An 18,985-nucleotide genomic window follows, 5' to 3' on the forward strand; every position below is an offset into this window, starting at 1 on the left:
TAGTCAACGTTTTAGAGCTTTCCTAAATGATTGACTTAACAGAGTAAACATATAATCATCAGGCCATGAAAATAAAGCTATTCAGTTTGCTGCCACTCTGGCTGTCGTTACTTGCAAGTGTACCGGCAGAGGCTGAGGTTGCTGTCCTGTTGCATGGCCTACTCAACAATAGCTCATCATGGGAACGCAGTGGTGCCATTGATGCACTCCAGCAGATGGGGTGGGAGCGGGCCGGGAGAGCCCAGGCAGGAGGTCCTACAGGGGTACTGATTTCACGTCCACCGCTAAAAAATCGTGGCAATCGAATCCTCTACCTTGCAGATATCCCCACACTGATTCCGCTTGAACAACAGAGCGAGCTACTGGAACAGATGCTGACCACCATATCCAACAACCACCCTGATGAACCAATATATCTGATTGGACACTCTGCAGGCGGAGTTGTCGCACGTATGGTTGTAGTAAGAAACAGAGTGCCAAACATCAACTCACTAATCACTATTGCCTCGCCCCATCAGGGATCCCCATACGCAAACTTTGCCTATGACCTTGCAACCCTGCCATTCCCCTTAAGCCTGTTACCCAAACTGATGGCTCACGACAAGTACCAGGTACTGAGAAGGTCTCGTCCCATGATAAAGGGTTTGACTCTGGCACGTCCTGGAACGCTACTGCACTGGTTAAATCAACAGCCCCATCCTGATATCAACTATTTCTCCATAATCCGCAGACAACCCCCATCAGAGGTTAATGATGCGCTGGTCCCTTTCTGGAGCCAGGATATGAACAACATACCAAAACTGCGTGGGCGCTCGGCAGCCATTCCAACTTTTGCACCACACCGTATAATCATGGATGATGGTTACCTGCTGGGTGGTCTACTTAACCGGCTAGTCACAAAAAAATAGGATGAAGATCATGTTATCTTCACACTCTCATTGCAGTTGATAGCTGTCTCCTGATGCTACCCCTGTTTTTGCCGATGCTCACCACCCATGATCGCTGTAAACTGATATTGAACAGGGTTAGATGAGTTTTTTTTTAAAATAACGAAAAAATCACTTCCCTTTTCATAACGGAGAGGACACAATGCATGCTCCTGTAGATTCATCACAATATCCTGTTGAAAATTTACCGGACAATTTTCAAACGAAAGAAGGAGAAACGCTGTAATGGCACCTAAAACTACTGCTGTAAAAGACGCATTCACCAAGGCTCAAACTATCGCTACTATTGCAGACGATACTGGTCTTTCCAAGAAGGCTGTATCTGATGTTCTGGCTAGTCTGGGAACAATCATTGAGCGTCATGTTAAACCACGTTCTGCTGGTCGCTTTGCTCTTCCAGGAATCATGACTATCAAACGTTACAAGAAGAAGGCTACCAAGGCTCGTGAAGGTCGTAACCCACAAACTGGTGAGTCTCTGACTATTGCTGCAAAGCCAGCGCATAATGCGCTCAAGATAACTCCAGCAAAAGCGCTGAAAGATATCGTGTAAGGTACTGCATCACCTTGATAAAAAAACCCGCAGTAGCGGGTTTTTTTATGTCCGTTCTTCAACCTTTTTGTAGGGACGTGGAGTAGCTCCACTATAAAGCTGGCGTGGACGTCCAATACGCTGGGATGGATCATCCAGCATCTCACTCCACTGTGCTATCCAGCCCGCAGTACGAGCCATGGCAAAGATAACTGTAAACATATTAAGCGGGATCCCAAGTGCCTTGAGAATAAGTCCTGAATAGAAATCCACATTAGGGTAGAGCTTTCTCTCTACAAAGTACTCATCTTCTAGTGCAATGCGCTCAAGCTCCAGAGCAGCCTCAAACAGTGGGGTATCCTTCTGGTCAAGCTCATCCAGCACATTATGGCAGGCTTCACGAATGATACGGGCTCGTGGATCATAATGCTTATACACCCTATGTCCAAACCCCATCAGCCTGAACTTGTCATCCTTTGATTTGGCTCGCTCTACATAAGAAGGTATAGCAGACTTTGTCCCGATCTCCTCCAGCATGTGGATCACTGCCTCATTTGCACCACCATGGGCTGGCCCCCAGAGTGAGGCGATACCGGCTGCAATTGAGGCAAATGGATTTGTGCCTGAACTTCCAGCCAAACGTACTGTAGATGTGCTGGCATTCTGTTCATGATCTGCATGGAGGATGAAAATTAGATCCATAGCTTTAGCTGCAACTGGATTCACCTTGTAGTCAACCGCAGGGGTTGCAAACATCATGTGGAGGAAATTTTCAGCGTATCCGAGACTGTTATCAGGATAGATGAATGGCTGCCCTACCGAATACTTGTAACTGTAGGCTGCTATTGTTGGCATCTTTGCAATCAGTCTGTGGGCAGAGATCTCGCGATGTTTGGGGTTCCTGATATCAATAGAGTCATGGTAAAAGGCAGAGAGTGCTCCAACTACACCAAGAGTAATGGCCATGGGGTGTGCATCATAGTGCATCCCTTCATAGAAGCGTCTGATCGCTTCGTTAACCATCGTATGCTCCTTGATAGTTTTCTCAAACTTTTCAAGCTGTTGTCCGGTTGGTAGCTCACCATCAAGCAGCAGGTAACAGGTCTCCAGATAACTGCTGTTGTCTGCTAACTCCTCAATGGCATATCCACGATAGAAAAGCTCCCCCTTGTCACCATCAATATAGGTGATGCTACTACGACAACTGGCGGTAGAGAGGTAACCGGGGTCATAGGTGAACATGCCGGTTTCGTTATAGAGCTGCTGAACATCTATTACATCCGGCCCGTAACTTCCTTCGATAACCGGAAGCACGACCACATCATCCATTTTATGATGATCATGATGGTCTCCTGACTCCACATTACGATTCAGACATATCTTCTTGTTCGTCATCAATATCTCTCCTCTATCATTATCTCTCCCCACAGTGTAGATTACTCCATAATCAGAATGACACAATTTATTACGACAGTTTTTTTACTCTTGGATCAAGCAGAATGGAAAGGTTTCTATTTGTCTATAGCTGGCTCAGCTCACTGACTGAAGGACGCTTCTTCAGGACAGGGTTCTCCAGCCTTCTCAGATTAAGCGCAATCGCACTTACGATCTATCTGATTGGTGATGCCATTGAGACCTGGCAGAAACTACTATCTGCAGACAATCAATCAGCGGGGATACTTCTTCCTGTAATTGTCCAGATTATCCTTTTTGTTGCAGGATACATGATGGTTCACCTTATGCTGTTGCGTGCAGCAGAGATTCGCTCTCTTTATGATCCACGTTATGCACTATCAGAGATCGTTACCGTACTGGCAAGACTTACTGGTGAGCTGCTATTTGTCATTACCCTGACAGTTACCATGATCACTGCGCTACAGACAATGGGGCTTCAGACCGGGATTCTGCTACCGGAACTACATAAGGTTCTTGCCCCTCTGCTCGAGCAGAGCAGCCTGGCATGGATTATAGGAACAGGGGCACTACTCGGTTTTATGCTACTGGTTGCAGGATACCTGGCAAGCGAGATTCTTGAGATGGTAATGAAGATGTCCAGAAACTCCGAACGCAGGCTATAGTCTTAATCTCATTACCAGATTTCACTACCGATCTTTTTTAGATAATCATGGTGTGCGGCCAGCTCATCAGCTGATGGCTTGATAACCCGCAAGTGGGGACGATCACTGGAGATGGGACGAATGGGCTCCACCCCGCCAAATTCTGCCAGTCCATCAAGGTCAAGCCCGGTCTGCCCTCCAGTCATGGAGAGATAGACCTCGGCCAGAATCTCCGAATCCAGCAGCGCACCATGCAAGGTACGTTGCGAGTTATCAATATCCAGACGCCTGCAGAGCGCATCAAGACTGTTTTTCTGCCCTGGATACTGTTTACGTGCCATCTGTAAACTGTCAGTAATCGTACATATCTCTTCCAGAGCTGGATGAGACGGATCCCACAACTTCAGTTCATGGTTTATAAAACCGACATCAAATGGGGCATTGTGAATAATGAGCTCTGCACCCTTCACATACTGAATAAAGTCATTTACTACATTCTCAAACCTTGGCTTGTCTTCAAGGAACTCATTGCTAATACCGTGCACCTCCATGGCTCCTGCATCAACCTCACGATCCGGCTGAATATACTGATGGTAGTGGTTGTCAGTAAGTCTACGGTTGACCATCTCAATACAACCGATCTCGATAATACGGTGCCCCTGTGACGGCTCCAGACCGGTTGTCTCCGTATCCAGTACTACCTGTCTCATAAGTTATTCGCCTCATCCATTCCCCTGTTCGCAAGCTCATCTGCAATTTCGTTTTCACGGTGGCCACTATGCCCCTTTACCCAGGCCCACTCCACCTGATGCATCTGCACCAGACTGTCCAGTTGTTGCCACAGATCAACATTCTTTACAGGTTTCCTGGCCGCAGTTTTCCAACCATTTTTCTTCCAGTTGTGAATCCATTCGGTGATGCCGCTTTTGACGTATTTTGAGTCTGTTGTAATCCGTAGTGGAACTGAACGTTTAACTGCCTCCAGTGCATGAATCACGGCTGACAGCTCCATACGATTATTGGTGGTATTGGATTCTCCACCCCACAGCTCCTTTTCCACCTCACCGTAACGCAGAAGAGCTCCCCACCCTCCAACTCCAGGGTTTCCTCTACAGCCACCATCTGTAAATATCTCAACCATAATTTCTTGATGCCACTGTGGCACGTTGTCTCCACCGTGAATGAATTCTGCTTAATGGGGTAACCCTTCTCTTGGCCACTAGCTGGTAGGCCCCTGTATTTAATCTTGACCTTCGCCATGAGAGGGTCAAAATCGGCAATATCCGTTGCTCTCTCACCTCATACCCCAAAAGAGCCAACCAATCCATGATCTTTCTTCTGGAGAGGCAGGTTGTCTCTTTACCAATACCAAGCAACCCCTGAATACTCCATGGTGAGAACCCATAAATCAGGAGCTCTCCATCTTCGTCAAGCACTCTGGTTACCTCACGCAATACCTGATGCGGATTGGCAGAATACTCCAGAACATGGGGCAGGATGACGGCAGTAAGTGACTCTGTTGCAATTGGCAACGCCTCACTTTCACCCTCCACAACAGCCCAGCTCTGCTCCTCGTAGATGGCTGTCGCCATTACAAAAGAGTGGTGAACCTCTTTCGCTTGCCTTGCAAAATTCTCCTTTGCCACCCCCAACTGCATCAGATGCATTCCATATACATTCGTTAATGCATCCCTATTCCACTCCCTCTCTTGTTGCAGCAAAAAATTGCCTGCCTCAGAGGTAAACCACTGCTCAAACTGATGACTGGAATTTAATCTTCTCAAGGCAAATATATGGAATCTGATCTGTATAAGGAAGCTCTGATTAAATCACTTCGTGACCCAATCAGATCTCCCGCACAAGTTATCCTATGGGGGAAGGGTTATGGTTCAGTATGTTACAATAACACCTGTAGAGCCCTTCCCCCAACCCCCCATCCCATTAATCTTTTTCAGAGGTGCTCTAAGCTTTGGATATAATACCAGAGCCATGACACAGTTCATAAAGGAAAAACAGCGCATTATTGGTAGAGGGATAATCTCACTACCCCTTATCCTGTTTGTGCTTCTATCTCTCTTCTCCACACTCAACAGCGCCTCTGCTGCACCATCAAGCAGCTCACTGTGGGATGAGGTGCGTAGTGGCTTTACTCTGAAAGAGAGAAAGGATCCACGCCTGATTCAGCATATTCTCTGGTTCAAGAATAATCCGGAATATCTGACCAGGGTACTGAACCGGGCCACTCCGTATCTCTATCATATTGTAAAGAGAGCAAAGAAGAGAAAACTCCCGCTGGAGCTTGTACTGTTACCGGCAATAGAGAGTGCATTCCGGGTTTATGCATACTCACCGGGAAATGCCTCTGGTCTTTGGCAATTTATTCCATCAACCGGCAAGAGCTACGGCCTCAAACAGAACTGGTGGATTGACGAGAGGCGCTCTCCGCTGGAGTCCACAGAAGCTGCCTTCTACTTTCTGCAGGATATGGCCAGAGAGTTTAATGGAGACTGGCTACTGGCACTAGCGGCATACAATACTGGTGCCGGAAATGTTCGCAAGGCGATGCGCGCCTATAACAAGGAGAGAGGACAAGTTGCCAATACCCACGTTGATTTCTGGGAACTAAAACTACCCAGAGAGACCAGGGGGTATGTTCCACGTCTATTGGCACTGGCTCGTTTCATAGAAGAGTCTGACAAGTATGGATATACATTGCCAGCAATACCAGACCATCCTCTAACCATCGCTGTAGAGACAAAACAGCAGATTGACATCTCGCTTGCTGCAAAACTTGCGGAACTCCCGCAGCAGGATATCTATCAACTCAATGCAGGACTCAACAGATGGGCAACACCACCTAATGGTCCTCACCAATTACTCCTTCCACACACTAATGCCGTTCTATTCAACGACAACCTCCAAAAGATAGATCGCAAGATGTTCACAAAATGGGATCGGCACATTGTGGCTGCCGGGGAGTCACTGAGTGAGATTGCCGAACAGTACAATTCAAATATTATCGCCATTCAGCAACGCAACAAGATTGATGGCCACACCATACTTACTGGAGATGCTCTTTTTATCCCTTCACCAATGGACCCATCCACCAGAAAACTGATGGACGACATATCCAAACACCCATCAGAACAGCCATACTTTATTGCCAAAATGGCCACCCAAACCATCACCTATAAAGTCAAACCAGATGATACCTTGAGTGAGATTGCAGAACAGTTTTATATATCCACAAAGGAGCTGATGCGACAGAATGGCATCAATGATGGCGACATCCTCAAAGCAGGAACAGTGCTTGCCATAACAATCAATGTTACCGAGACCTCACCAACCAGACCATGAACAAGCTGCTACAGAAACTGACAGATACCCTCTTCCTGCTAATAGTGGCAGCTCTTCCTCACCATCTGCTTTCACGTATTGTTCATGCAATTACCAGATCAGAAAACCGGCTACTATCACAAACACTGATTCGACTCGCCTGCAATCTCTACAAGATTGATCTGTCCATCGCTGCCAACCCTGAGATAAAAAGCTACCGCTCATTCAACTCGTTTTTTACCAGGGAGCTCAATCCAACATCCAGACCATTTTCCGGGGACGCAACAACACTAATCAGCCCTGTGGATGGAACTGTCAGTCAGCAGGGGGAGATCTGCCAGCAGGCCATATTTCAGGCAAAGGGACACAGTTTCAACCTTACAACCTTGCTTGGAGGCATCTCGGAACGTGCGACACCGTTCATGGATGGAAAATTCTCTACCATCTACCTCTCCCCTAGAAACTACCACCGTATTCATATGCCAACAGATGGCACTCTACGGGAGATGATCTATATCCCTGGTCGCCTCTACCCGGTGAATAACCCATCTACTCGTACCGTACCGGGCCTGTTTGCCAGAAACGAACGGGTAGCCACTCTATTTGATACGGCTGCGGGACCAATGGCGATGGTATTGGTTGGTGCACTCTTTGTAGGAAGCATTGAAACTGTATGGGCTGGAGAGATTACCCCACCGGGAACGAAATTTGTTCATACATGGAAATATGATGGGGATGGCGCAGAATCCATAACCCTGAAAAAAGGTGAAGAGATGGGACGCTTCAATATGGGATCCACAGTTATTCTTCTCTTTGGAAAAGAGGCCATCAATTTTGCAGACGAATTCCAAAGCGGTCTCCCCCTAAAGATGGGAGAGAGTATAGGAGGGTTTGATCAGACTGATTGATAAGGAAATGGCATTACCTCACTTATATGCTCTTTTCCCATTGATACCATCATTAGGCGCTCGACTCCCACAGCAACCCCAGAACACTCCGGCAACCCATCCTCCATGGCCGCAAGAAATTTCATATCTATTGGCACTATATCCATGCCATCCTCAGCACGCATCCCAAGTTCTCTCTCAAAACGTTTGCGCTGCTCTGCCGCATCTGTCAACTCACGGAAACCATTCGCAATCTCTATGCCATTCAGCATTAACTCAAAACGTTCTGCCACCCTTGGGTCATCCGGACTTATTCGTGCCAAAGCAGCCTGTGATGATGGATAGTGCGTAAGGAAAAAAGCGGCATGCGAAAGGCGCGGGATTACTGCCAGAACAAGAAAGTAGTCAATCCAGCCGTCCCACTCCAGATCCATCTCTCCAGCTGATGGCAACCCCATTGCAACAGCTACATCCTTAAGTTGTTCTGCTGTTGTAGAGAGAAGATCATCAATTCCCACCACCTGATGAAATGCCTCTGCAACAGTAAACCGCTCAATGGAGGGTAGATCAACAAAGTTGCTCACCAGCTCTTCTACCTCATCCATCAACTGCTCCATGGTGAAGTCAGGTCGATACCACTCAAGCATCATAAACTCTGGGTTATGATGCGGGCTTGCCTCTTCCGATCGAAACACTGGAGCCAATTGAAATATCGGACCTGTCCCTGCAGACAACAACCTCTTCATGAATAGCTCGGGTGAGGCCTGAAGGTATAGCGGTATCCCTATTGCTGTCTCGGTAGAGAAGGAGTCAATATGTGGATCCGTTGTCGCAGCAGTAGAGAGGATCGGGGTCTCTACCTCCAGCACATTACGCTCGGAGAAAAATGTGCGTATTGCACCAATAAAGGTTGCACGCTCTCGCAGCAACCCTACAGAATTATCATCATCACTCTTTGACACGAGCGACATACTCCCCAGTTCTTGTATCAACTCTGATCACCTCATTCTCTGCAACAAATAGTGGAACCCTTACTACAGCACCACTCTCCAATGTGGCTGGTTTGCCACCACCACCTGATGTATCTCCGCGCAGACCAGGATCTGTCTCGGTAATCTGCAACTCCACAAAATTTGGAGGAGTAATGGAGATGGGGTTGCCGTTCCACAATGTAACCAGACACATCTCCTGCCCCTTCAACCACTTTTCAGTATCACCCATAGCTGCATGGTCTGCTGCAATCTGTTCAAAACTATCAGGATGCATAAAATAGAACAGATCCCCATCTGTGTATGAGTACTGATACTCCTCCTCATGTACATCAGCACGCTCCAGGGACTCTCCTGACTTAAAGGTACGCTCCAATACCTTTCCGGCAATAAGTGATTTCAGTTTTACCCGATTAAATGCCTGTCCCTTCCCAGGTTTTACAATCTCGTTCTCAATAATGGAGCATGGTGCCCCATCAATCATAACCTTGAGCCCATTCCTGAATTCACTTGTACTTACTGTTGCCATAGCATCAAACCTGTAATTATTGGAAAATAGCCGACTATGATACCCGCTTCCCAAGTTATTGTGCAGTCCGATTCAACCTCTTCGTGGCAGGAGGAGATCGCTCAATCACTGCGCACAAAAAAAGAGCTTGTAGAGATGCTCGAACTATCAACAGACAACTTTTCAACAGTTGCAGATGGAGAACAGCAGTTCCCCATAAGGGCAACTACAAGCTATATACACCGCATAGAGAAGGGCAACTCTGACGATCCACTACTTAAACAGATAATGCCCTCAGTCGATGAGCTGGATATTGTGGATGGATACGGAACCGACCCGGTTGGTGATAGTGGAGCAATATGTGGCAACGGGGTTTTACAGAAATACCATGGCAGGGTTCTGCTTATTACAACCTCAGCCTGCGGCATCCACTGTCGCTACTGCTTTCGTCGTCACTACCCATATCGAGACCATACGCTGTCTGCCTCAAACGCCATGGATGCCATTGACCAGATAAGGTCAGACCATACCATCCATGAGGTTATCCTGAGCGGAGGAGATCCTCTTATGCTCAGCAACAACCGGCTTAAGAAACTAATATCAAAACTGGAGACGATTCCTCACCTGCAGACCCTCAGAATCCACAGCAGAATGGCAGTCATTCTACCGAGCAGGATTGACAGCTCCCTGCTCACGTTACTCAAGGAGACGAGACTAAAGGTGGTCATGGTCATCCATAGCAACCATCCAAATGAACTGGACAGGGATGTTGAATCATCATTGAGAGCCATTGGTGATTCAAGAGTCACTCTATTGAATCAGTCCGTGCTGCTCAAGGGGGTGAATGATCGGGTATCGACACTTGAATCACTAAGCCACAGACTATTCGAGTGTGGGGTTCTTCCATACTACCTGCACATGTTGGATCGTGTTCAGGGTAGTCACCATTTCGAGGTTCCGGAGAGTACCGCATCTCTTCTCCTGGAAGAACTTGGCAGCCTTCTTCCTGGCTATCTTGTACCCAAACTTGTACGTGAGATTGAGGGAGAGCCCAGAAAAACCCCCGTTTAACGTCTTTTTTTGGTGAAATCCTTCAATCGTTGACGTTTACGAACCTGACGATCAGTAAGCTTGTTTTTCCTTCCCGCATAAGGGTTGCTTGAGGTTCTGAACTCAAGCCGAACCGGGGTGCCATCAAGCCTGAATGCCTTGCGAAACTGATTCATCAGATAACGACGGTATGCATTGGGAACAGAACTCAGCTGATTTCCATGAATCACTATCCTTGGAGGATTCTGCCCGCCCTGATGAGCATAACGCATCTTTATGCGATGACCATGAACCAGCGGTGGCGGATGTGCGGTAACGCTCTGTTCAAGTATTCTGGTCAACTCTGGAGTCTTCATCTCTTGCGTGGCTGAGCGATAGGCATCATTTACACTATCAAAAAGATCCCTGATTCCACTACCATGTAGCGCGGAGATGGTGTGGATGGTTGCATAATCCAGGAAGTGAAGACGACGCTCCAGCTCATCCCTGTTGCGCTCACGATCTGATGGATCCATGCCATCCCATTTATTGAATGCAATAACCAGGGCGCGGCCTGAATCGATAATCATACCCAGCAGAGTGGCATCCTGATCTGTCATTCCCTCTCTGGCATCCATTACCATAATGACAACATTGGAACGTTCAATAGCCTGAAAGGCCTTAATGACGCTGAACTTCTCGATAGCTTCATGAATCTTGCCGCGCCTTCTGACTCCAGCCGTATCGATCAAAAGATACTCTTTCCCATCCTCTTCAAACGGAACTTCAATACTATCCCTGGTTGTACCCGGCATATCATATGCGAGCAATCTATCCTCACCTATTAAACGGTTTATCAAGGTTGATTTACCAACATTTGGACGCCCCACAACAGCAACTCTGATGTTTGACTGATCCTCCTGATCACTATCTACAGTATGAGAAAATGGTTTAAGAACATTCTCTACCAGACTGAATATACGATGGTTATGTGCTGCAGATATTGCGTAAGGCTGACCTAGCGCCAGCGCATGAAATTCTGCTCCAGCAATATTCTCATCCAGCCCTTCTGTCTTGTTCACAACCAGGTGGACCGGCTTTCCCAACTGACGCAGTTGACGACCAATTGCCTCATCAGCAGCTGTCAGCCCACCACGACCATCCACTAAAAAGAGAACTGCATCTGCCTCCTCTACAGCAATCCATACCTGGTCCTCCATCAGAGACTCTATCCCTTCTGGATCATCACTCAGGCCACCGGTATCAACCACCATATAACGACGAGACTGGCCATCATCTCCATCAATGAGAGCAATCCCGTATTGGCGGTCCCGAGTCAATCCTGGAAGATCGGCCACCAGCGCATCACGGGTTCCTGTCAAGCGGTTGAAAAGGGTAGATTTACCAACGTTAGGGCGCCCCACCAGAGCAATAACCGGAATTGAGGTGCGAACGGATACTTCCTCATCCTGCGGACAGTCAGACATTTAAGCTAGCCTCTAGTCCTGAGTTACTGCAGAGAGCTTTCCGCCATTGCCGTAACTGATAACCTGATTCCGAAATGGGAGCGGTGTAGCGGAGACCCCGTCAGAATCGGTCTTTACTCTGCCTGCAAAATGGCCGTCTTCACCAGAGATCCAGTGCAGATAACCCTCAGCATCACCAACCACAAGATTTGTTCCAGAGACCAGAGGAGATGTCAGGTTGCGATTCTTCAATCCATCCTGTTTCCACAGTGCGCTCCCATCCTTGCGATCAAACGCCCATACATTTCCTTCTGCATCAGAGAGAAACAGGTACGGCCCATAAACTGTCGGAGCAGTCACTCCACTCAGCTTTCTCTTCCAGACCAGATCACCCTGCTCCCCATTTATAGCAGCAAGATCCCCTTGGTAACTAATTACATATACAACCCCATCAGCAACAGCTGGGTCTGCATCAATATCGACCATGCGTTCAATTTCCGTACGCCCCCTTGGAGAGGTAACACTCTTGACCCAGAGTTCACGCCCGTCCTGCAAACCAAGTGCAACCACCTCACCTCCATCAAGACCGGCATACACTATGTCACCAACTATTACTGGAGAGCTGGTTCCTCTCAGAGTGAGAACTGGTACCTCACGCTGGTATCGCCATATCTCCAGACCATCTTCTGCATTAACTCCGACCAGTTTTCCATCCACAGTACGAACCACAACAACACCGGCAGCGACCGCTGGAGGGGAGAGGATCTCGCTTAACAGCGAAATGGACCACCGATCTTGACCACCAATTCTATCCAGAGCAACCAGATTACCTGACTCGGTTCCAACATAAACATTACCTTCTCCTGTGGCCACTCCGGTCATAACCACCTCATCAAGCTCCCGCTCCCACACAGTGCTACCAGATGACAGCTTTACTGCGCTGACTGTACCATCGACAGACGCCGCATAAACCATCTCTCCAGATATCTTGTGCTTTAGATCTACCCACAATCCATCGGTTCCAGACCCCATAGATTTGTTCCAGGAGATTTTCGGATTCACCTTTTCAACAATATCTTCCAGAGATGCCGGGGCGTCGGGATCGTCATCACCTATCCACCCACCAACCTTGTCTCCTACTGAGTTGATTGTTGAGCATCCCGCCAGTACAACACCAGCCAGAAACAGGGATAACCATCTGATCCAGCGAAGCTGCATTACTGAGTCACCTCGGAGAGCTTCATCTCAAGAAGTGCTCGACGCTGATCTGTAGAATCTGCCAATTGAATTGCCTCAACATAAGCACTCTGAGCAGCTACGTGATCTCCCTTACGACTCAATGCATCACCTTTAATCTCGCTAAAGTGAGACGCATAAATACCATGCTCCTCATCAGAGAGTCGCTTCAGTGCGCTCTCTACATCACCCTCAGCAAGGTACAACCTGGCCATTCCAAGCTGAGCCAACTGACGCGGAGATTCAAAATTACTATTTTCCAATACCCACTGAAAGTGAACTCTTGCCGCAGCACCGTCTCCTCTCTCAACCTGCAGTGCAGCCAGCCCCAATGCACCATTAGCCGCATAAATTGTTCCTGGATATTGATCCATCAACTGGTTACCAAAACTCTCTGCCTGCTCGCTCTCTTTTTGAATAAGTGCGCTCTGCATCTGCTCAAAATATTGTGATGCCGCCATCCCCTGACTATCTACATACCCACTATACCCCTGCCAACCAAACAACAAGGCGAGGCCGATAACAACTCCGGCAACCGTAGAAGTTCCGTTCTCCTTCCACCACTTTTTCAGAACCTCAATCTCTTCCTGGTCCGCTGTATTGAATTCCATCTCTATCCTCTCTATCTCATCTATCGCCTACTCTGAATTTCCGTTTTCACGAAAACCACACTGGCACCTAATTATAACGTGACAATATGTTTGCCACATCATCTACTGAAACTGTTTGTTGCTCACTTTTGCCATGCAGATCCTTAATTGTGACCATTCCGCTAGCTGCCTCATCATCACCAATAACCAGTGCGAGACGAGCACCAGATCGATCTGCGCGCTTAAACTGGGTCTTGAAACTTCCTCCACCAAGGTTGGTTATCAATCTCAAACCCGGGACTGCACTTCTGATCATCTCTGCAACACCCAGCCCGACTGATGTTGCCTGCTCCCCGGCCAGGACCAGATATGCATGCGGTTTCTCTTCGCCAAAAGATAGTGACTGCTCCCTCATCAACTCAACCAGACGCTCCAGACCTATCGCAAAGCCTACTGCTGTTGTTGCCTTGCCTCCAATCTGTTCCACCAACCCATCATAACGACCACCTGCACAGATTGTCCCCTGAGCACCAAGTAGGTCTGTAACCCACTCAAAAACTGTTCTACCGTAATAATCCAACCCTCGCACCAGCCGTGGATTAACCTCATAACCGATATTCATGCTGTCCAGTGTTGTTTTTAGTTGTTCAAAATGGAGAAGATCCTCCTCGTCCAGAGAATCCTCAAGTACCGGAGCCTGTTCAATAACACTCTGCATTTCCGGATTTTTACTATCTAGAATACGCAGTGGATTACTCTCCAGCCTGCGCAGACTATCTTTATCAAGTTTATCCTGATGCCCTTTGAAGTATTCAACCAGGATATTCCTGTAGCGCTCACGGGAGTGTGCGGACCCCAATGAGTTGACCTGCAAGGTTACGCTATCTATCCCCAACTGTTGCCAGATTCGTGCTGAGATCGCGATCAGTTCAGCATCCACATCTGGCCCTTCAAGGCCAAATACCTCTACCCCCATCTGATGAAACTGACGATAACGTCCACGCTGAGGGCGTTCATGACGAAACATTGGGCCCATATACCAGAGACGCTGTGCCTGCCCCCTGAGCAGACTATTCTCTATTACCGCACGTACACACCCTGCAGTTCCTTCAGGCCTCAAGGTAAGGCTGTCACCATTGCGATCTTCAAAAGTGTACATCTCCTTTTCCACAATATCAGTAACCTCACCAATTGAACGCTTGAAAAGTTCCGTCTTTTCAACAATTGGCATACGAATCTCCTGGTAGCCATACTCTTTTAGCGTACTACGCATCACCCCTTCTACAAACTGCCAAAGTGGAGAGTTCTCGGGCAACAGATCGTTCATCCCTCGAATAGACTGTATTTTATTGCTCATCGGTTACTACTCACCTAATTGTTACCAAGTTGTTCCCGGATTTGACGCTCCAACACATCAACCAGCTCCTCGTTACCAGCCTTATGGTCAGGAATACCATTCAGGTAGATCAGATTTGGATCACCTCCGGTTACTGCAACCTGTACCTCTTTGGCCTCACCGGGCCCATTAACTACACATCCTATTACTGCCACATTGATCGGCTCAATCACATCCTCCAGACGCTCCTCCAGCCTGTTTACAGTATCAATGACATCAAAATTTTGCCGTGAACATGATGGGCAGGCAATAAGGTTTACCCCTTTGCTACGCAGATGAAGGCTCTTCAAAATATCAAAACCTACCTTTATCTCTTCAACCGGATCCGCCGCCAGGGAGACCCTAATTGTGTCTCCAATACCCTCGGACAGCAGTAATCCAAGCCCTATCGAGGACTTGACTGCCCCACTACGCAAACCACCCGCTTCTGTAATTCCGAGGTGGAGCGGTTGTGTAATCTGATCTGCCAGCAATCGGTATGCTGACACAGTCATAAAAACATCCGAGGCCTTCAGACTTATCTTGAAGTCCTGGAAATCGAGCTTATCAAGGTACTCTATATGACGAAACGCAGACTCCACCATTGCCTCCGGAGTTGGCTCCCGATACTTTTTCTGCAGATCTTTTTCCAGGGAACCGGCATTAACACCGATTCGAATCGGAATATCATGATCACGTGCAGAGGCAACCACCTCTCGTACCCTCTCCTCCTTGCCTATATTGCCTGGATTAATCCTCAGACAGTCCACCCCAAGTTCAGCAACACGCAATGCAATCTTGTGATCAAAGTGGATATCTGCAACCAGAGGAACTGATACCCTCTGTTTTATTACTCCAAAAGCCTCAGCCGCATCCATATCCGGCACAGAGACTCTTACAATATCAGCCCCCACCTGTTGTAACGCCTCTATCTGGGCAACCGTTGACTCCACATCTAATGTATTGGTGTTGGTCATGCTCTGTACAGAGATTGGGGCATCACCACCAACCGCAACTCCACCCACGTGGATCTTGCGAGAGACTCTACGTGACACAGGAGAGAGCGATGTCACTCATTGCTCTCCAGAACAAACTGGACTGTACCATCATCATTGATGTAGTTAAGAAAATCGAATGGCTTGCCATTGAATTTAATATCAACCCTGCTGGCTCCCAAATCAACCTTCAAAGGCAGTGGCCCCTTGAAATCCTTGATAGTGCCTGCATCCAGACTTCTCTTTACCAATACCCGTCCAAGACCGTCGGTAATTCTGGTCCATGCACTATCTATATACTGAATAGTCACAACTCCATCATTAACAGCTGGTTTGGTTGGTTTCACAGGTTTGGCGGCCTCTGTTTCCGTTGCCTCCGGACCACCGCTCTCAATATTTTCTGTCGATACCGATTCAACCACTACAGGCTGCTCATCCGCGGGATCACCTCCTGACAACAGCCAGAAAACCAGAACCAATGACAATAGTATGACAACGGGTGGCAATGGATTCTCTTTTACTTCATTAACCGGATCTTTTACAAAACTTCTGCCCCAATTACCTGCCGACTCAACAATTGATCCCAGCCTGGAGGCGAGATCAAAAGATGGTCTCTCGGCTTTATCTCCGCCAATCTCTCTGGGGGGGGTGGTACCTAGTGAGGAGACATTAACACTTGTCTCTTTTGCACCTGTCTCAACCTTTAGGTAACGCGCATAGTTTCTGATAAATCCTTTGAAAAATACATCTGGAAGAGCTCTTGGTGGCTTTCTTCCCTCTTCAATGGCCACAAGAACCGACTCTTCCACCTTGAGCTGGTGAGAAACATCAGCCAGCTCGACCCCCTGCTCCAATCTGGCCTCACGCAGGCGCTCCCCCAATGGCTTCTCGAACAACTCACCCTGATCAACCACACCATTTTTGTTTTTCTCGCTCATTTCATCTCATCTCCACAAATTTCACTATTCCTGGTAGCAACATCCGGGGTTTTGTAGTCAGGATTATTGATCGCCATACCGAAGTAGATGGCCGCCTCCCGGTGACGCCCCTGACGACACAGCAACACACCATATCCATTCTGTGCCTCCGGATATGGCTTGTCCTCTCTCATTGCCCGCATAAAGTGCTGTTCGGCTCTCTCCTCACTCCCCTTTTTCAGATACAACAGTGCCAATGCATACTGTATCTCAGGATCATCCGGCTTGATTGATTGCGCCTTTTCCAGGTTAACCAGAGCCATATCCATATACCCCTGCTCCATATAAGCAACCCCCAATTCCAGCTGTAATTGTGCCACCTTTGCCGACTTTTTTTGGGATTTTATGGTTGTTGCACAAGAAGATAAAACAGTCGCTACCATTATGACAAAAACCAGCCTCAAAACCAGAGATACTTTAGCCTGCATTATCCTGAGGAACCTCTGAAAAAGCTTGATGGGAGCGAACAACCACATACTGTTATTTATATTTAATGTCATTAGCTTGCGACAATTTGTAGCGGTCAACTGTGGAGTTCAGGATTATCAGACCTTCTGGTTCGATCCTTGAACTGTCCAGCCAACTGGCCACATGCCGCCTCAATATCCTCCCCTCTGGTTTTTCTGGTGACTGTTGTAATGCCAGCCTGAATCAGAACAGAACGGAACCTGTCAATAGCCTCTGATGATGGACGTTCATACTGCCCACCAGGATATGGATTGTATGGGATCAGATTAACCTTGGAAGGCACTGTACGTAACAGCGAAACCAGTGCCGCTGCATCCTCTCTACTGTCATTAATGCCGCCCAACAAAATATACTCGATAGTAACCCGACTTCTCGGAGAACCATCGACATAACGTCTACATGCATCCATCAACTCCTCTAACGGATATTTCCGGTTGATGGGGACAAGTTGATCCCTCAGCTTATTATTTGTAGCATGGAGCGAGACTGCAAGACTGACATGACACGTCTCCTTGAGACGATCCATCATTGGAACCACTCCAGAGGTGCTAAGGGTTATTCTTCTGCGAGAGAGTCCATAGGCGAAATCCTCCTTCATCAACTCCATGGCGGAGACCACGGAGTCGAAATTCAGCAACGGCTCCCCCATTCCCATCAACACTACATTGGTGATAACTCGCTGATGTGACCCTGGGCCCTCACGCCCTAGCAGCCTGTCTGCCACCCACAGTTGCGCAATAATCTCTGCAGAAGAGAGGTTACGGCTGTAACCATGTTGTGCTGTATTACAGAATGTACAGTTAAGTGAGCACCCAACCTGAGAAGAGATGCACAAGGTACCACGCCCCTTCTCCGGGATGAAAACGGTCTCTACCGAATTCCCGTCCTCCAGTTCAAGTAGCCACTTGCGAGTACCATCAGTAGAGATGCGGTCGGCAATAACCTCTGGAATCTGAACAACAGATATATCCGTTAGCTTCTCACGCAGAGTTTTGCTCAGATTTGTCATTTGAGCAAAATCTGCAACCCCCTGCTGATGGATCCATTTCAGCACCTGAGAAGCACGAAAGGCCTTCTCACCATGCTCGGCAAAGAAGGCCTCCAGTTGTGTACGGTTTAACCCCAGTAAATTAACGGGTGCGTTCACAGACTCCCTCTGGGAAGAAATATTCGATCTCCTGTGCTGCAGTCTCAGGAGCATCGGAACCATGTACGGCATTCTCGTCCAGGGTATCGGCAAAGTCTGCACGGATAGTGCCTTCAGCCGCCTCCTGTGGATTGGTAGCCCCCATAATCTCACGATTCTTGGTGATCGCACCCTCCCCCTCCAGAACCTGAACCATTACAGGGCCAGAAGTCATGAACTCAACCAGGTCATTGTAGAAAGGACGCTCCTTGTGCACAGCATAGAAGCCACCAGCCTGCTCTTTGGTCATATGCACCATTTTCGAGGCAACGATACGCAGACCGTTAGACTCAAAACGGGAATAGATCTTGCCAATTACATTCTTGGCTACAGCATCTGGTTTGATAATCGAAAAAGTGCGTTCAATCGCCATGGGTTCTTTTCTCCATAAAAAATCGACCCGCATCA

The 18,985-nt window shown here is 47.9% G+C and carries 21 protein-coding genes; 6 read left to right on the top strand and 15 right to left on the bottom strand.

Going from position 1 to position 18,985, the window contains the following annotated elements; all coding sequences use genetic code 11:
* Positions 1-65 precede the first annotated feature (65 nt).
* Both AC3ZFK_RS01920 and AC3ZFK_RS01925 read left to right on the top strand, forming a co-directional pair.
* Positions 66-908 carry an esterase/lipase family protein gene (locus tag AC3ZFK_RS01920; protein WP_487541340.1) on the top strand — a complete coding sequence of 281 codons (843 nt, stop codon included), beginning with the start codon at positions 66-68 and terminating at the stop codon, positions 906-908.
* A gap of 264 nt (positions 909-1,172) precedes the next feature.
* Positions 1,173-1,499 (top strand): HU family DNA-binding protein, encoded by a 327-nt coding sequence (locus AC3ZFK_RS01925; RefSeq protein WP_487506176.1) that lies wholly within the window; start codon positions 1,173-1,175, stop codon positions 1,497-1,499.
* A gap of 45 nt (positions 1,500-1,544) precedes the next feature.
* Here AC3ZFK_RS01925 and gltA read toward each other — a convergent pair whose 3' ends face one another.
* Positions 1,545-2,807, bottom strand: coding sequence for a citrate synthase (gltA, locus tag AC3ZFK_RS01930; RefSeq protein WP_487506186.1), 1,263 nt, complete (start codon positions 2,805-2,807; stop codon positions 1,545-1,547).
* A gap of 170 nt (positions 2,808-2,977) precedes the next feature.
* Here gltA and AC3ZFK_RS01935 point away from each other — a divergent pair, with 170 nt between their 5' ends.
* Positions 2,978-3,556, top strand: coding sequence for a hypothetical protein (locus AC3ZFK_RS01935; protein WP_487506175.1), 579 nt, complete (start codon positions 2,978-2,980; stop codon positions 3,554-3,556).
* 11 nt (positions 3,557-3,567) lie between these two features.
* Here the strand turns inward: AC3ZFK_RS01935 and dnaQ are convergent, their stop codons facing one another.
* Genes dnaQ through AC3ZFK_RS01950 form a run of 3 tightly spaced genes read right to left on the bottom strand, consistent with a single transcriptional unit; the run spans position 3,568 to position 5,319 of the window.
* Entirely contained in the window at positions 3,568-4,245 is a 678-nt protein-coding gene (dnaQ, locus tag AC3ZFK_RS01940) for a DNA polymerase III subunit epsilon (RefSeq protein WP_487506174.1), read from the bottom strand.
* Complete coding sequence (gene rnhA / locus AC3ZFK_RS01945) at positions 4,242-4,676, bottom strand: ribonuclease HI (protein ID WP_487506173.1); 435 nt, start codon at positions 4,674-4,676, stop codon at positions 4,242-4,244. Before rnhA ends, dnaQ begins: the two co-directional genes overlap by 4 nt.
* Positions 4,669-5,319, bottom strand: coding sequence for a class I SAM-dependent methyltransferase (locus AC3ZFK_RS01950; protein WP_487506172.1), 651 nt, complete (start codon positions 5,317-5,319; stop codon positions 4,669-4,671). The genes rnhA and AC3ZFK_RS01950 overlap by 8 nt, the downstream gene beginning before the upstream one ends.
* A 205-nt stretch (positions 5,320-5,524) precedes the next feature.
* On the opposite strand from AC3ZFK_RS01950, the gene AC3ZFK_RS01955 reads away from it, so the two are divergent.
* Both AC3ZFK_RS01955 and asd read left to right on the top strand, forming a co-directional pair.
* Complete coding sequence (locus tag AC3ZFK_RS01955) at positions 5,525-6,892, top strand: transglycosylase SLT domain-containing protein (protein WP_487506171.1); 1,368 nt, start codon at positions 5,525-5,527, stop codon at positions 6,890-6,892.
* Positions 6,889-7,779 carry an archaetidylserine decarboxylase gene (asd, locus tag AC3ZFK_RS01960; RefSeq protein WP_487506170.1) on the top strand — a complete coding sequence of 297 codons (891 nt, stop codon included), beginning with the start codon at positions 6,889-6,891 and terminating at the stop codon, positions 7,777-7,779. The genes AC3ZFK_RS01955 and asd overlap by 4 nt, the downstream gene beginning before the upstream one ends.
* On the opposite strand, the gene epmA is transcribed toward asd, so the two are convergent.
* Positions 7,767-8,729: an EF-P lysine aminoacylase EpmA gene (gene epmA, locus AC3ZFK_RS01965; protein WP_489433717.1), complete on the bottom strand. Its 963-nt coding sequence runs from the start codon at positions 8,727-8,729 to the stop codon at positions 7,767-7,769. The genes asd and epmA overlap by 13 nt on opposite strands.
* Positions 8,707-9,276, bottom strand: coding sequence for an elongation factor P (gene efp, locus AC3ZFK_RS01970; protein WP_487506168.1), 570 nt, complete (start codon positions 9,274-9,276; stop codon positions 8,707-8,709). The genes epmA and efp overlap by 23 nt, the downstream gene beginning before the upstream one ends.
* Positions 9,277-9,312: 36 nt before the next feature.
* On the opposite strand from efp, the gene epmB reads away from it, so the two are divergent.
* A complete protein-coding gene (gene epmB / locus AC3ZFK_RS01975; RefSeq protein WP_487506167.1) occupies positions 9,313-10,326 on the top strand; it encodes an EF-P beta-lysylation protein EpmB in 1,014 nt (337 codons plus the stop codon).
* On the opposite strand, the gene der is transcribed toward epmB, so the two are convergent.
* The 9 genes from der to ndk form a co-directional block, all read right to left on the bottom strand.
* The gene (gene der, locus AC3ZFK_RS01980; RefSeq protein ID WP_487506166.1) at positions 10,323-11,771 is read right to left on the bottom strand and encodes a ribosome biogenesis GTPase Der; all 1,449 of its coding nucleotides are present in this window, start codon (positions 11,769-11,771) and stop codon (positions 10,323-10,325) included. The genes epmB and der overlap by 4 nt on opposite strands.
* 12 nt (positions 11,772-11,783) lie before the next feature.
* Positions 11,784-12,968 carry an outer membrane protein assembly factor BamB gene (gene bamB, locus AC3ZFK_RS01985; RefSeq protein ID WP_487506165.1) on the bottom strand — a complete coding sequence of 395 codons (1,185 nt, stop codon included), beginning with the start codon at positions 12,966-12,968 and terminating at the stop codon, positions 11,784-11,786.
* Positions 12,968-13,597, bottom strand: a complete 630-nt coding sequence (locus tag AC3ZFK_RS01990) for a YfgM family protein (RefSeq protein WP_487506164.1) — start codon at positions 13,595-13,597, stop codon at positions 12,968-12,970. Before AC3ZFK_RS01990 ends, bamB begins: the two co-directional genes overlap by 1 nt.
* A 67-nt stretch (positions 13,598-13,664) precedes the next feature.
* Positions 13,665-14,933: a histidine--tRNA ligase gene (gene hisS, locus AC3ZFK_RS01995; RefSeq protein ID WP_487506163.1), complete on the bottom strand. Its 1,269-nt coding sequence runs from the start codon at positions 14,931-14,933 to the stop codon at positions 13,665-13,667.
* A gap of 14 nt (positions 14,934-14,947) precedes the next feature.
* Positions 14,948-16,024: a flavodoxin-dependent (E)-4-hydroxy-3-methylbut-2-enyl-diphosphate synthase gene (gene ispG / locus AC3ZFK_RS02000; protein ID WP_487506162.1), complete on the bottom strand. Its 1,077-nt coding sequence runs from the start codon at positions 16,022-16,024 to the stop codon at positions 14,948-14,950.
* The gene (locus AC3ZFK_RS02005; RefSeq protein ID WP_487506161.1) at positions 16,021-16,884 is read right to left on the bottom strand and encodes a helix-turn-helix domain-containing protein; all 864 of its coding nucleotides are present in this window, start codon (positions 16,882-16,884) and stop codon (positions 16,021-16,023) included. Before AC3ZFK_RS02005 ends, ispG begins: the two co-directional genes overlap by 4 nt.
* Positions 16,881-17,351 (bottom strand): tetratricopeptide repeat protein, encoded by a 471-nt coding sequence (locus tag AC3ZFK_RS02010; RefSeq protein WP_487506160.1) that lies wholly within the window; start codon positions 17,349-17,351, stop codon positions 16,881-16,883. Before AC3ZFK_RS02010 ends, AC3ZFK_RS02005 begins: the two co-directional genes overlap by 4 nt.
* Positions 17,352-17,446: 95 nt before the next feature.
* Positions 17,447-18,538: a dual-specificity RNA methyltransferase RlmN gene (gene rlmN / locus AC3ZFK_RS02015; protein ID WP_487506159.1), complete on the bottom strand. Its 1,092-nt coding sequence runs from the start codon at positions 18,536-18,538 to the stop codon at positions 17,447-17,449.
* On the bottom strand, positions 18,522-18,950 hold the full coding sequence (gene ndk, locus AC3ZFK_RS02020; RefSeq protein WP_487506158.1) for a nucleoside-diphosphate kinase: 429 nt from the start codon (positions 18,948-18,950) through the stop codon (positions 18,522-18,524). The genes rlmN and ndk overlap by 17 nt, the downstream gene beginning before the upstream one ends.
* Positions 18,951-18,985: the final 35 nt, after the last annotated feature.

It is taken from the genome of Candidatus Thiopontia autotrophica (assembly GCF_982804495.1).